13 protein-coding genes are annotated in these 11,910 nt (G+C 62.9%); 8 read left to right on the forward strand and 5 right to left on the reverse strand.

All coding sequences use genetic code 11. The annotated features are described in order from the left end of the window. Positions 1–31 precede the first annotated feature (31 nt). The 4 genes from ychF to ACWTU9_RS11510 all read right to left on the reverse strand — a co-directional run bounded on the left by ychF (position 32) and on the right by ACWTU9_RS11510 (position 4,018). Positions 32–1,135: a redox-regulated ATPase YchF gene (ychF, locus tag ACWTU9_RS11495; RefSeq protein ID WP_455858379.1), complete on the reverse strand. Its 1,104-nt coding sequence runs from the start codon at positions 1,133–1,135 to the stop codon at positions 32–34. A gap of 96 nt (positions 1,136–1,231) precedes the next feature. Then, positions 1,232–1,972, reverse strand: a complete 741-nt coding sequence (gene pth, locus ACWTU9_RS11500; protein ID WP_455858380.1) for an aminoacyl-tRNA hydrolase — start codon at positions 1,970–1,972, stop codon at positions 1,232–1,234. Positions 1,973–1,993: 21 nt separating this feature from the next. Next, positions 1,994–2,638 carry a 50S ribosomal protein L25/general stress protein Ctc gene (locus tag ACWTU9_RS11505; RefSeq protein ID WP_454577283.1) on the reverse strand — a complete coding sequence of 215 codons (645 nt, stop codon included), beginning with the start codon at positions 2,636–2,638 and terminating at the stop codon, positions 1,994–1,996. 342 nt (positions 2,639–2,980) lie between these two features. After that, a complete protein-coding gene (locus ACWTU9_RS11510; protein ID WP_455858381.1) occupies positions 2,981–4,018 on the reverse strand; it encodes a LacI family DNA-binding transcriptional regulator in 1,038 nt (345 codons plus the stop codon). Between the two features lie 281 nt (positions 4,019–4,299). Between ACWTU9_RS11510 and ACWTU9_RS11515 the strand changes: the two genes are divergently transcribed. From ACWTU9_RS11515 to ACWTU9_RS11545, 7 genes are all read left to right on the forward strand, one after another. Further along, on the forward strand, positions 4,300–5,319 hold the full coding sequence (locus ACWTU9_RS11515; RefSeq protein ID WP_455858382.1) for a sterol desaturase family protein: 1,020 nt from the start codon (positions 4,300–4,302) through the stop codon (positions 5,317–5,319). A gap of 94 nt (positions 5,320–5,413) precedes the next feature. Further along, complete coding sequence (locus tag ACWTU9_RS11520; RefSeq protein ID WP_455858383.1) at positions 5,414–6,394, forward strand: sugar ABC transporter substrate-binding protein; 981 nt, start codon at positions 5,414–5,416, stop codon at positions 6,392–6,394. Positions 6,395–6,640: 246 nt separating this feature from the next. Then, a complete protein-coding gene (locus ACWTU9_RS11525; RefSeq protein ID WP_455858508.1) occupies positions 6,641–7,642 on the forward strand; it encodes an ABC transporter permease in 1,002 nt (333 codons plus the stop codon). Continuing rightward, entirely contained in the window at positions 7,642–8,433 is a 792-nt protein-coding gene (locus tag ACWTU9_RS11530) for an ATP-binding cassette domain-containing protein (protein WP_454585622.1), read from the forward strand. The genes ACWTU9_RS11525 and ACWTU9_RS11530 overlap by 1 nt, the downstream gene beginning before the upstream one ends. Before the next feature lie 107 nt (positions 8,434–8,540). Further along, positions 8,541–8,852: a MocE family 2Fe-2S type ferredoxin gene (locus tag ACWTU9_RS11535; protein WP_454585621.1), complete on the forward strand. Its 312-nt coding sequence runs from the start codon at positions 8,541–8,543 to the stop codon at positions 8,850–8,852. Position 8,853: 1 nt separating this feature from the next. Continuing rightward, positions 8,854–9,636 (forward strand): TIM barrel protein, encoded by a 783-nt coding sequence (locus ACWTU9_RS11540; RefSeq protein WP_455858384.1) that lies wholly within the window; start codon positions 8,854–8,856, stop codon positions 9,634–9,636. Positions 9,637–9,645: 9 nt separating this feature from the next. Then, positions 9,646–10,458: a 3-methyl-2-oxobutanoate hydroxymethyltransferase gene (locus tag ACWTU9_RS11545; RefSeq protein WP_455858385.1), complete on the forward strand. Its 813-nt coding sequence runs from the start codon at positions 9,646–9,648 to the stop codon at positions 10,456–10,458. Between the two features lie 16 nt (positions 10,459–10,474). Here the strand turns inward: ACWTU9_RS11545 and ACWTU9_RS11550 are convergent, their stop codons facing one another. After that, entirely contained in the window at positions 10,475–10,903 is a 429-nt protein-coding gene (locus tag ACWTU9_RS11550) for a MarR family winged helix-turn-helix transcriptional regulator (RefSeq protein ID WP_455858386.1), read from the reverse strand. 152 nt (positions 10,904–11,055) lie between these two features. Here ACWTU9_RS11550 and ACWTU9_RS11555 point away from each other — a divergent pair, with 152 nt between their 5' ends. Continuing rightward, the gene (locus ACWTU9_RS11555) at positions 11,056–11,898 is read left to right on the forward strand and encodes an alpha/beta fold hydrolase (protein ID WP_454585617.1); all 843 of its coding nucleotides are present in this window, start codon (positions 11,056–11,058) and stop codon (positions 11,896–11,898) included. The last annotated feature ends 12 nt before the right edge of the window (positions 11,899–11,910 follow it).

An 11,910-nucleotide genomic window follows, 5' to 3' on the forward strand; every position in this document is an offset into this window, starting at 1 on the left:
AAGCCGAGCCCACCTCATGGACATGGCACTCTTACGTGTTGAATTTGAACAGCAGCACGTCGCCGTCCTGGACGACATATTCCTTGCCTTCGTCGCGCGCCTTGCCGGCTTCCTTGGCCGCCACTTCGCCGCCCAGCGTGATGTAATCGTTAAAGGCTATGGTCTGGGCGCGGATGAAGCCGCGCTCGAAATCGGTGTGGATGACGCCGGCGGCCTGCGGGGCCTTGTCGCCCTTGTGGATGGTCCAGGCGCGCGTCTCCTTGGGCCCGGCGGTGAAATAGGTGATGAGGTGCAACAGATCGTAGCCGGCGCGGATGACCTTGTTCAGGCCAGGTTCGTCGAGCCCGAGCGAGGACAGGAACTCCATCTCTTCCTCGTCCGAGAGCTGAGCGACTTCGGCCTCGATCGCGGCCGAGATCACCACGGTGCCGGCGCCCTGCGCGGTCGCCATTTTCTCGACAGCCGCTGTGTGCTCGTTGCCGGTGGCGGCGTCGGCTTCGGCGACATTGCAGACATAGAGAACGGGGTGCGAGGTCAAGAGGTTCAGCCCCTGCAGGATGCGCAGGTCTTCCGCTGAAATGCCCTTGAGCAGGATGCGGGTCGGCTTGCCGGCCTGCAGCAGCTCCAGTGCCGCCTCCATCATCGGCAGCACGGTGGTTGCTTCCTTGTCCTTCGAGCCGGCGCGCTTGCGGATCTGCACGATGCGGCGCTCGAGGCTGTCGAGGTCGGCGAGCATCAGTTCGGTCTCGACCGTCTCGGCGTCGGCGACGGGGTCGATGCGCCCCTCGACATGGGTGATGTCGTCATCCTCGAAGCAGCGCAGCACGTGCACGATGGCGTCGACCTCGCGGATGTTGGCGAGGAACTGGTTGCCCAGCCCTTCGCCCTTGGAGGCGCCGCGCACCAGGCCGGCAATGTCGACGAAGGAGATGCGGGTCGGGATGATGTCCTTCGACTTGGCGATTGCGGCGATCTTCTGCATCCGCGGGTCTGGCACCGCGACCTCGCCGGTGTTCGGTTCGATGGTGCAGAACGGATAGTTGGCGGCCTGCGCCGCCGCCGTCCTGGTCAACGCGTTGAAAAGCGTCGACTTGCCGACGTTGGGCAAGCCAACGATGCCGCATTTGAAACCCATGTTCGTCCAGTCCTATCGGGAATTCGAAATTTGATCAGGGCTATGGGCGATAGGGGTGAGGAACGTCAAGCCCTGCGGTCCCGATAGCGTCGGCGCTCAGTCCTTCTTGCCGAACAGCTTTTTCAGCATCGCAGCCATCGGGCCGCTTTCCGGCAGCTTGGCCGGTGCCTGCTGCGGCCGGGCCTGGCGGATGTGGCTCTGGGCTTTGGGGCCCTCAGCCTTCGGCGCCCTGGATGGCGGGCGGTCGTCATCGCCGGTCGGGGTTAGCTTGTCGCGCAGAGCCAGCGTAATGCGGTTCATGAAGGAACTGTCGTCGCCCTTGGCCAGCAGCCCGGCATCGTCGGCGATAGCATCGAGCAGCACGTCCAGCCATTCGCGGTCGGCCTTGGCGAAGTCGCCGAGCACATGGCCGTGCACCATGTCCCTCACGCCGGGATGGCCGACGCCGATGCGCACGCGGCGAAAATTCTTGCCGACATGCTGGTCGAGCGAGCGGATGCCGTTGTGGCCGCCGGCGCCGCCGCCGACCTTGACCCGCAATTTGCCGGCCGGCAGGTCGATCTCGTCATAAAAGACGGTGAGCGCCTCGGGGCCGATCTTATAGAAGCGCAGGGCTTCGCCGACCGGCTGTCCCGACAGGTTCATGAAGGTCTGCGGCTTGATCAGCAGGATCTTTTCGCCGGCAATCGTGCCTTCGGCGATCAGGCCCTGGAACTTCTTCGACCAGGGCGAAAAGGAATGGCGGCGGGCGATAGCGTCCGCCGCCATGAAGCCGACATTGTGCCGGTTATGAGCGTATTTCGCGCCCGGATTGCCGAGGCCTGCAAAGACAAGCATCGTGCGCTCCGGACCCGAAAATTACTTCTCTTCGGCAGCCGGAGCCGCCGCTTCGGGGGCTGCCGCTTCCGCCGTCTCTTCCGTCTCCGGCTTCATCGCCGATGAGCCGGCAATGGTCGCGATGGTGAAGTCGCGGTCGGAGATCACCGGCTTGACGCCGGCCGGGAGGGTCACCGCCGAGATGTGGATCGAATCGCCAATGTCGGCGCCGGTGAGATCGACGGTGATGAATTCCGGGATCGCATTGGCCGGGCAGTGGAACTCGACTTCGTGACGCACGATGTTGAGCACGCCGCCGCGCTTGATGCCGGGCGACTTGTCTTCATTGATGAAGTGGACAGGCACGTCGACATTGACCTCGGTGTCCTTGCCGATGCGCAGGAAGTCGACATGCATCGGGAAGTCCTTGACCGGATCGAGCTGAAAATCCTTGGGCAGAACCTGGATTTTCTGGCCGTCGACATCGATCGTGGCGATCGTGGTCAGGAACCCGCCGCCGTGGATCTTGTAGAAGACGTCCTTGTAGCCGAGCGCAATCGCCAGGGGAGGCTGCTTGTCGCCGTAAATAACTGCAGGCACTTTACCGTTGCGGCGAACTGCACGGGCGGACCCCTTACCGACCTGTTCGCGCGCTTCGGCCTTGAGCTCGTAAGTATCGTGGCTCATGGCATTTCCTTTCGCGTGTTATGGAGCGTTTGCGGCGGGCAATGTGCCTGGACCGTAAACGTCGAAAGCCGCCTGGCCTGGATATCCGAATGCCGGAAGCCGCATACGCGGACCTTTGTTCGGGATCACAAGGGAAGGCAGCCTTCCGCCGCGTTGCCTCCAAGGGTGTCTACGCGGGTGGCGGCTCTATAGCGGAAGGTGGGAAAGGGTGCAAGTCGGTGGCAATGGTCGGTATTGCACTTTGAATGCGCTTGGCACCGTGGCCGGACATTTCCAAGTCCAAACCTGCTGTTTGCACCAAATTCCAACGACGTTGCGAGCTCGCTGGAGATATTCCACCGCCTAGATGTTCTCACGGGTGTAGATCTCGAAGGGCAGGATAGTGGTGACGTTGCCGCTTTCATTCGGCGCCGAGACGACGCGGATCATGCCGGCCAGTGCTTCCTGCGCGATGCGGGCGAGTGGATGCGAGATGACGAAGGTCAGCGTGCCGTCGAGCAGTGCCGGGCGGGTCGAGTCCATCAGTTCGTAGCCGACGACGACGATGCTGCCGGCGCGGCCGGTGGAGCGGAGCGCAGCAATGGCGCCGGTGATGCCCCCGCCGGCGACATAGAGGCCGGACAGATCCGGATTTTCGTTGAGCAGCTTTTCGGTCATCTCCTGCGCGATCGCGCTGGATTCGAAGGTCAGCAACGGCTCCAGCAGCGTGAAATCAGGCGCGTGCTCACGGAAATAGGAGCGGAAGCCGCTCTCGTTCATCTCCTGGCAGCGGTAGCGATGATTGCCGACGAGGATGCCGAGCTTGCCGGGCGCCCGGCAGACATGCTCGAACACCCAGGCTGCGGTGCGCCCGACCTTCCAGTTGTCGAGGCCGATATAGTTGACATGGCCAGTGGCCGAGATCTGCGAAATCAGCGCGAAGACCGGGACGTTGCGGGCATGCAGCGCATCGACCGCCTGGGTGACGAGAGGATGGACCGCGGCGACAACGCCGACGGCGTCGCATTCGGCGCCCAAGGCCAGCATCCGGGCGGCGACGTTCTGCGGTGACAGATCGTCGAGAAACTCGGTGCGCAGCTCTATCTCGCAGTCGGGGATGGTCGGCGCCACCGTGCGCAGCGCCTCGGCGATGTTGCGATAGAAGGCGCGGCCGGGTTGGTGCAGCAGAAAGCCGAAGCGGTAGCGCGGCCGGGCGGCCGCTATGCGGCTGCGCAGCGCGCCCATGCCGTAGAAGCCGATCTGCTCGGCCGCCAGCCTGACGCGCTCGCGCGTGCCCTGGCGGACGGCGCCGGCGCCGCTCAGCACCCGGTTGACGGTGGCCACCGAGACGTTGGCCTCGGCGGCGACATCCCTGATCGTCGGCCGCTTGTTCTGATCCATTTTGTCTCATCCGTCTGTAGCAATTGATGCGAAGATATCATTTGCCGTGCACGATTGATATGAATGACACAATAAAGTTGGAATAAACATTCTATTCTTGATTCATTTTGGATCAAGATGTTTATCTCCGGAAAAGCAAGCAAGGCGGACGCACCGCCAGCCCAGGGACAGCAGCAGCACAGCGCAGACGGGTTTTCGCCCACCGCCTCGGCGGTGTCAGGCAGCGTGCGCGTGCGGCAATGTCTGCGTTGCGGGCGCGGCATTGCGGGTGGAGGATTGGCATGGACGATCTCAAATACGGCGCGCGCGACAAGCGCGGGGACTGGAAGCCGAACGGGCGCATCGAGGGGGCGCCGTTGTGGAACTGGCCACCCAGGCTGCCGAAAATCCTGGCATGGCTGCCCGGCTATATCTGGCCGTGGAATGCGTTCCACATGGCGACGGCGCTGATCTACTGGTTCTGTGTTGTCCCCGGCGTCGAGACGATGAAGACGCTCAGCTGGGGTTGGGCGTTGTGGCTCTACGCCGTCAACGCCGCGGCGATCCTGGTGTTCTACGGCATCTTCGAGTTGCGCTACTACATCAAGCGCGCCCAGGCGACGCGTTTCAAATACAACCACAAATTTCCAGGCGATGCGCCCTCGGACGTGTTCTGGTTCCAGAGCCAGAACCTCGACAACTTCCTGCGCTCGTTCTTCATCACCATCCCGCTATGGACCGTGGTCGAAGTCATTTTCCTGTGGTGCTTTGCCAATGGCTACGCACCCTGGGTCAGTTGGTCGGATCATCCAGTCTACCTAGCCGCACTGGTGCTGATCGCGCCGGCCATCCACGAGGTGCACTTCTTCTTCATCCACCGCCTGATCCACTGGGGACCGCTCTATCGCTGGATCCATTCTGTCCATCACAATTCGATCAACCCCTCGCCGTGGTCGTCGCTGTCGATGCACCCGGTGGAAGGGTTTCTCTATCACGCGGTCGCCTTCTGGCACCTTGTCATCCCGTCCAATCCGATCGTCGCGCTGTTCCAGCTGCATGTCGCCGGCTTCGGCGCCGTCAACGGTCATCTCGGCTTCGACAAACTTGAGGTGAGCGAGGACACGGCCGTCGATAGCCATGCCTACACGCACTACCTGCACCACAAATATTTCGAGGTGAACTACGGCGGCGATGGGCTGATCCCGCTCGATCGCTGGTTCGGTACTTGGCACGACGGCACCAGGGAGGGCGACGCCATGATGGACGCCCGGTTCCAGAGAAAGAAGGAACGCATGAACGCCAAGGCTGCGGCGAACCATTGATCTCGCGACATCACGCGCAACGGGAGAGGTGCGCGTGCAGATGAATTCAACGTTTTCTAAATCCGTCCGAGGACGGCAACCGGGAGGAAATGACATGAAACGCACCACGAACCTTCTGACGGCGATGATGACGGCCGCCGTGCTGGCGACATCAGCCACAGTGGCGATGGCCGACGGGGCGAAGATCTTCGTCATCGGCGGCAAGGCGGACGACCCGTTCTGGTCGAAGGTCAAGAAGGGCGCCGACGACGCCGGCAAGGTCGCCGAACTGACCGGCGGCTCTGTCACCTGGCTCGGCCCGCAGAACTACGACAATCTCGGCCCGGACGCGGCCAAGCTGATCCGCACCGCGCTCAGCCAGAAGCCGAGCGCCATTGTCGGCCCGGACTGGGTGCCCGAGGCCATGGATGACGCCTTCAAGGAAGTCGTCGCCGCCGGCGTGCCGCTCATCGTCTACAATTCCGGCGGCATGGATGCAGCCAAGCGGCTCGGCGCCATGAACTATGTCGGCAACGAAGAATACACGGCCGGTTTGGGCGGTGGCGCCTATTTCGGCAGCCATGGCGCCAAGAACGTCTTGTGCGTCAACACCTTGCCGGGCTCCACCAACACCGAAGACCGCTGCAAGGGCATCGCTGACGCCATCGCCAAGAGCGGCGGCAAATCGAGCCAGCTGCCGCTGCCTTCATCCAGCTTCGGCAACCCGACCGCGGTCGCCGAGGCGATCAAGGCGGCCGTGTTGAAAGACAATACGCTCGACGGTGTCATCACCATCAGCGCCGGCGACGCCAACAGCGCGGCCAACGCCATCAGCCAGGCCAGTGTCGGCGACAAGGTCAAGCTTGCGTCGTTCGACATGGACGAAACCGGTCTGCAGCGCATCAAGGACGGGACGCAATTGTTCGCTGTCGACCAGCAGCCCTATTTGCAGGGCTATCTCGCCGTGTCGCTGCTGAACGGCTTCGTCAACTATGGGCTGGACCTGCCGACGAAACCGGTGCTGACCGGGCCGGGGATCGTCGATGCAGGCAATGTCGACGCGACGATGGGTGGCGCAGCGGCCGGCGCCCGATAAAGCTCCGCCTCACCTTCTCCCCTTGTGGGAGAAGGTGGATCGGCGCGCAGCGCCGAGACGGATGAGGGGGTGCTGGAAGAAACGCCAACGCCTCCCTCCGCCCAGCCCCCTCATCCGCCGCCTTCGGCGACAACCTTCTCCCACAGGGGGAGAAGGGGAGCCATGTTCAAGCCAGGGACCAGTTCGATGACATCCCAAGCCCATCACCAACCCGCGGTGGCAGCGACTGCGCAACCCGCCTCTTCGATGCCATCGATAGGCAGCCTCGTGCGGCGCCCAGAGGTCGGCTCGCTGATCGGCATGATCGCCGTTCTTGTCTTCTTCTCGATCTTCGGCGGCGCCAATTTCTTGTCGGCCGGCGGCTCCGCCAGCTGGCTCAACGTCGCCTCGGAACTCGGCATCATTGCCCTCCCGGTGGGGTTGCTGATGATCGCCGGACACCTCGATCTTTCCATCGGGTCGATGATCCCGGCCAGCTCCATGACCATTGCCATCCTCTCGGGCCATTACGGGTTGCCGATCATCGTCGGCATCCTCGCGGCGCTCTCCCTCGGGCTGGCTGTCGGATTCATCAACGGGGTGCTGGTGATCCGCACCAAGGTGCCGTCCTTTGTCGTTACGCTCGCAACGCTGTTCGCGCTGGCCGGACTGACGCTCGGCATCTCGGTCATCCTGTCCGGCAGTACGAGTGTGGCGCTGAAGAGCGGGCCGACCGCCAAGCTGTTGTTCGGCGACTATCTCGGCGGCAAGTTCCAGGTCACCCTGTTCTGGTGGATCGCCATCATCCTGGTTGTCGGGTTCATCCTGAATTTCTCGCGCTTCGGCAACTGGATCCTGGCCATGGGCGGCGATGCCGTCAGCGCCCGCAATGCCGGCATTCCGACCGACCGGGTGACCATCGCGCTGTTCATGAGCAGCGGCTTGTGCGCAGCCTTCGTCGGCATGTCGCAGGCGATCCTATACAACAGTGCCCAGGTGGCGGCAGGGCAGTCTTTCATCTTCAACTCGATCATCGCCGTGGTCATCGGCGGCGTGATGCTCACCGGCGGCTACGGTTCGGTGGTCGGCATCGTGCTCGGCACGCTGACCTTCTCCATCGTCAACCAGGGTATTTTCTACACCGGTTTCGACGCCAACTGGGCGAGCCTCATCATCGGCGTCCTGCTGCTCGCTGCCGTGCTGATGAACAATACATTCCGTACCATGGCGTTGACCTACGCGCCGCGCACCAGACAGAGGGTCCGCTGATGACAACGCCCCTGCTCAGGCTGACCGGTATCAACAAGTCGTTCGGTCCGATCGACGTCCTCCACGACATTTCGCTGGAGGTTAACGCAGGCGAGGTGCTGTGCCTGCTCGGCGACAATGGTGCCGGCAAATCCACGCTGATCAAGATACTCTCCGGCGTCCACAAGCCGACATCGGGGACAATGGAAATGGACGGCAAGGCGGTCGAATTCGCCAGCCCGCGCGACGCCAGCGACCATGGCATCGCCACCGTCCACCAGTTTGGTGGGACGTTCGCGCTGATGAGCATCGGCCGTTCCTTCTTCGTCGGCGCCGAGCCGACACGGCGCTGGGGGCCGCTGACCATCTACGATCGCAAGCGGGCCAACGAGATCGCCGTCACCGAGATGCGCCAGCTCGGCATCACCCGCATCGACGACGGCGACCGCCTCGTCGGCGGACTGTCCGGCGGCGAACGCCAGGCGCTGGCCATCGCGCGCGCCGTGCATTTCGGCGCCAGCGTGCTGATCCTGGACGAGCCGACCGCGGCGCTCGGCGTCAAGGAGGCGGCGCACGTGCTGCGCATCGTGCTGCAGGCACGCCGCAAGGGCATCGCGGTGATCTTCATCACCCACAATGTCGTCCATGCGTTGACCGTCGGTGACCACTTCGCCGTGCTGATCAGAGGCTCCAAGGCCGCCGATTTCCGCAAGGGCGAGAAAAGCCGCGAAGCGATCACCGATTTGATGGCGGGCGGCGAGCAGATGGCAGAGCTTGAAGCCGAGATCGAGGGCTTCAGTGCGACACAGTGAAGGCGCCCATCTCCTCCTCCCGGGCATCTTCCTGTGCGGCCGGCGGAACGCATGGTTCCGCCGGCCGCCTTTTCAACCAACCAGAGACAGGCTTGCAGGAACCAGCAATGGCAAAGTGGATTGATGCGTGTGCGACGGACGATATCGAGGAAGAGGATGTCATCCGCTTCGATCACGAAGGCCGGACCTTCGCCATCTTCCGCAGTCCGGACGATGCGTTCTTCTGCACCGACGGGTTGTGTACGCATGAGAAGGTGCATCTCTGCGACGGGCTGGTCATGGAATACAGGATCGAATGTCCGAAGCACAACGGCGTGTTCGATTACCGGACCGGCGAAGCCGTGCGCGCGCCGGTCTGCGTGAACCTTAAAACCTACGCCACGAAGGTCGAGGACGGCCGCGTGCATATCGAGGTCTGACATGTCCGATCCTTTTACGCTTGCGGCTTGCGCCGAAATGCTTTGGCGCGACCGGCCGATGGAGTTCCGCCTCAAGCGCCTCACCGAAATGGGCTTCCAGGTCGGCCTGTGGAACTGGCCTGAGCACAACCTCGCAATGCTGGAGAAATCCGGCGCTACCTTCTCGATCATGAACGGCTATCTGCGCGGCCGGCTGGCCGATGACGAGGGCGCCGCCGAACTGTTGAAGACGGCAAAGGAGACGGCGGCGGTCGGCAAGCGCCTCGGCGTCGCACGGCTCAATCTGCACGGCACCGGTCTCGGCGAGGGCGGCCTGCCGGTCACGCCTTGCGAGACCATCACTGGCGCGATGTGGCTCAAGGCGCGCGACACGCTGAACCGCATCGCTGATCTCGCTGAGGCCGAGGGCGTAACCTTCACGCTGGAGAATTTGAACCTTCCGGTCGACCATCCCGGCGTGCCGTTTGGGCGTGCCGAGGATACGCTTGCTTTGGTATCGAGTGTGAACCGGCCGGGGCTGCGCCTCAATCTCGACCTCTACCATGCGCAGATCGGTGAAGGGAATCTGATCGAGCTGTGCCGCAACAGCCTGCCATGGATCGGCGAGGTCCAAGTCGCCGACGTTCCCGGACGCATGGAGCCCGGCAGCGGCGAGATCAACTACCGAGGCATTGCCCGTGCGCTGAAGGACATGGGTTATCGCGGACCCGTGGGACTGGAGGCGTTTGCCTCCAGTGATCCCGAGGCTGCCCTGCAAGCCTTCCGCGAAGCTTTCACAGTCTGAGGAACGACAATGGTCACCAAGAGCAGCCGCCCCACGGTCGCCGACATCCGCGCCATGAAGAGCCGCGAACAAAAGATCTCCATGCTTTACGTCACCACGCTCGAAGAGGCTGCGGCGGCGGATGCGGCCGGCGTCGACATGCTGTCGATCGAGGGCCGCTTCTTCTCACCCGAGATGCGCGAGGCGGCCGGCCGCTGTTTCGTGCAGGTCGGGCTGCCCTACGGCCCCGCCGGCAATCTGGTCACCGCAGAGGATTATCTCAAAACCGCCTACCACTTCATGCGCATCGGCGGCGACTGCTTCTACTGTGCCGCGTCGCTCGATATCCAGAAGACGCTTTGCGACAATGCCGTGCCGGTCGTCGCCCATGTCGGCCTGATCCCGTCGCAATGCACCTGGACCGGTGGCTTCAAGGCCGTCGGCAGGACAGCCGAGAGCGCGCGTGCGGTGTGGGATCACGTCAAGCGGCTGGAGGCCATTGGCTGCTTCGGTGCGGAGCTGGAGGTGGTGCCCGACCGCATTGGCGAACTGATCACCAGGAATACGCCGATGATCATGCTTGGCATGGGTGCCGGGCCGCATGCCGATGCGCAATACCTGTTCAGCGAGGACGTGCTCGGCCACACGGCTGGCCACAGACCGCGCCACGCCAAGACGTACCGCAACTTCGCCGCCGAATATGAACGGCTGCAGCGCGAGCGCGTCGCCGCCTATCGCGAATTCATCTCCGACGTGCAGACGGGCGTCTATCCCGAACCGCAGCACGTGGTCCCTATCACCGACACGGAACTGTCCACTTTCAAGGCGGCTTTAGGCCTGTAGCGTATTCGCTGCCGGCCTACTGATTGCCGCTCAACGCGTCACGCAGCGTCTGGATCTGCCGGTTCAAGGCATCGAGCTGCGCCAGCGTCATGCCCGAGCGCTCGATCAGGGTTTCGTTGAGGCAGTTGCACTGGGTGAGCAGCGCGCGACCGGCTGGGGTCAGATCGACCTGTACCTGACGCTCGTCGGTCTGGCTGCGCTGGCGGGTGACCAGGCCTGCCTGTTCCATGCGCTTGACCAGAGGCGTGATCGTACTCGATTCCAGAGCGAGCCTGTGCGCGATGCTGCCCACCGACATGCCGTCGGCCTCGGCAAGCGCGTTCAGCACCAGGTACTGCGGATAGGTGATGCCCATCTCGTCCAGCATCGGCTTGTAGGTGCGGTTGATCGCCATTGAGGTGGCGTAGAGCGTGAAACAGAGCTGATTGTCCAAGGGGAGAGGCACGGCCCATTCCTTTGCCGACTGAGCATTCTCAGATATGTACCACGAAAAAAGATATCGCGATACATATTTTTTGTAGACAAGGGTTTCGATCTACGCTAGCAATATTGTTATCGCGATATTTATTGTCGCGAAAGCGATCAACGGAGATTGAGATGACCAAGCCCGGCAGCAGCACGATCACCACCAAGGACGGCACCGAGATTTTCTACAAGGATTGGGGAACCGGCCAGCCCATCGTATTCCATCACGGCTGGCCGCTGAGCAGCGACGACTGGGACGCCCAGATGCTGTTCTTCCTGTCCAAGGGCTACCGCGTCATTGCCCATGACCGGCGCGGCCATGGCCGCTCGACACAGACGGATACCGGCAACGAGATGGACACTTACGCCGCCGATGTCGCGGAACTTGTGGCACATCTCGACCTCAAGGGCGCCTTCCATGTCGGCCATTCGACCGGGGGCGGTGAAGTGGCCCGCTATGTCGCGAAGTATGGCTCAGGCGGTCGTGTCGCCAAGGCTGTCCTGATCGGCGCCGTGCCGCCGATCATGCTGAAGACGGCAGCCAATCCCGGCGGCCTGCCGATCGAGGTGTTCGATGGTTTCCGCGCCGCCCAGGCCGCCAACCGCGCCCAGTTCTTTCACGATGTTGCAGCCGGTCCGTTCTACGGCTTCAACCGTCCCGGCGCCCAGGTATCGCAGGCTGTCGTCGAGAATTGGTGGCGCCAGGGCATGATGGGCGGCACCAAGGCGCATTACGATTGCATCAAGGCGTTCTCGGAAACCGACTTCACGGAAGACCTTAAGGCAATCGACGTGCCGGTGCTTGTCCTGCATGGCGACGACGATCAGATCGTTCCAATCGCCGACTCGGCGCTGCTGTCGGTCAAGCTGCTCAAGAAGGGCGAGCTCAAGGTCCACAAGGGTCTTCCGCATGGCATGGCGACGACCCATGCCGATGTCATCAACGCCGACCTGCTGGCCTTCTTCAAGGCCTAGAAATCTGCGACT

The organism is Mesorhizobium sp. 128a (assembly GCF_053848025.1).

Bases quoted from the DNA above. Each gene is read 5' to 3' on its own strand.
- ychF (WP_455858379.1), bottom strand. From the start codon at position 1,135: ATGGGTTTCAAATGCGGCATCGTTGGCTTGCCCAACGTCGGCAAGTCG.
- pth (WP_455858380.1), bottom strand. From the start codon at position 1,972: ATGCTTGTCTTTGCAGGCCTCGGCAATCCGGGCGCGAAATACGCTCAT.
- ACWTU9_RS11505 (WP_454577283.1), bottom strand. From the start codon at position 2,638: ATGAGCCACGATACTTACGAGCTCAAGGCCGAAGCGCGCGAACAGGTC.
- ACWTU9_RS11510 (WP_455858381.1), bottom strand. From the start codon at position 4,018: ATGGATCAGAACAAGCGGCCGACGATCAGGGATGTCGCCGCCGAGGCC.
- ACWTU9_RS11515 (WP_455858382.1), top strand. From the start codon at position 4,300: ATGGACGATCTCAAATACGGCGCGCGCGACAAGCGCGGGGACTGGAAG.
- ACWTU9_RS11520 (WP_455858383.1), top strand. From the start codon at position 5,414: ATGAAACGCACCACGAACCTTCTGACGGCGATGATGACGGCCGCCGTG.
- ACWTU9_RS11525 (WP_455858508.1), top strand. From the start codon at position 6,641: ATGCCATCGATAGGCAGCCTCGTGCGGCGCCCAGAGGTCGGCTCGCTG.
- ACWTU9_RS11530 (WP_454585622.1), top strand. From the start codon at position 7,642: ATGACAACGCCCCTGCTCAGGCTGACCGGTATCAACAAGTCGTTCGGT.
- ACWTU9_RS11535 (WP_454585621.1), top strand. From the start codon at position 8,541: ATGGCAAAGTGGATTGATGCGTGTGCGACGGACGATATCGAGGAAGAG.
- ACWTU9_RS11540 (WP_455858384.1), top strand. From the start codon at position 8,854: ATGTCCGATCCTTTTACGCTTGCGGCTTGCGCCGAAATGCTTTGGCGC.
- ACWTU9_RS11545 (WP_455858385.1), top strand. From the start codon at position 9,646: ATGGTCACCAAGAGCAGCCGCCCCACGGTCGCCGACATCCGCGCCATG.
- ACWTU9_RS11555 (WP_454585617.1), top strand. From the start codon at position 11,056: ATGACCAAGCCCGGCAGCAGCACGATCACCACCAAGGACGGCACCGAG.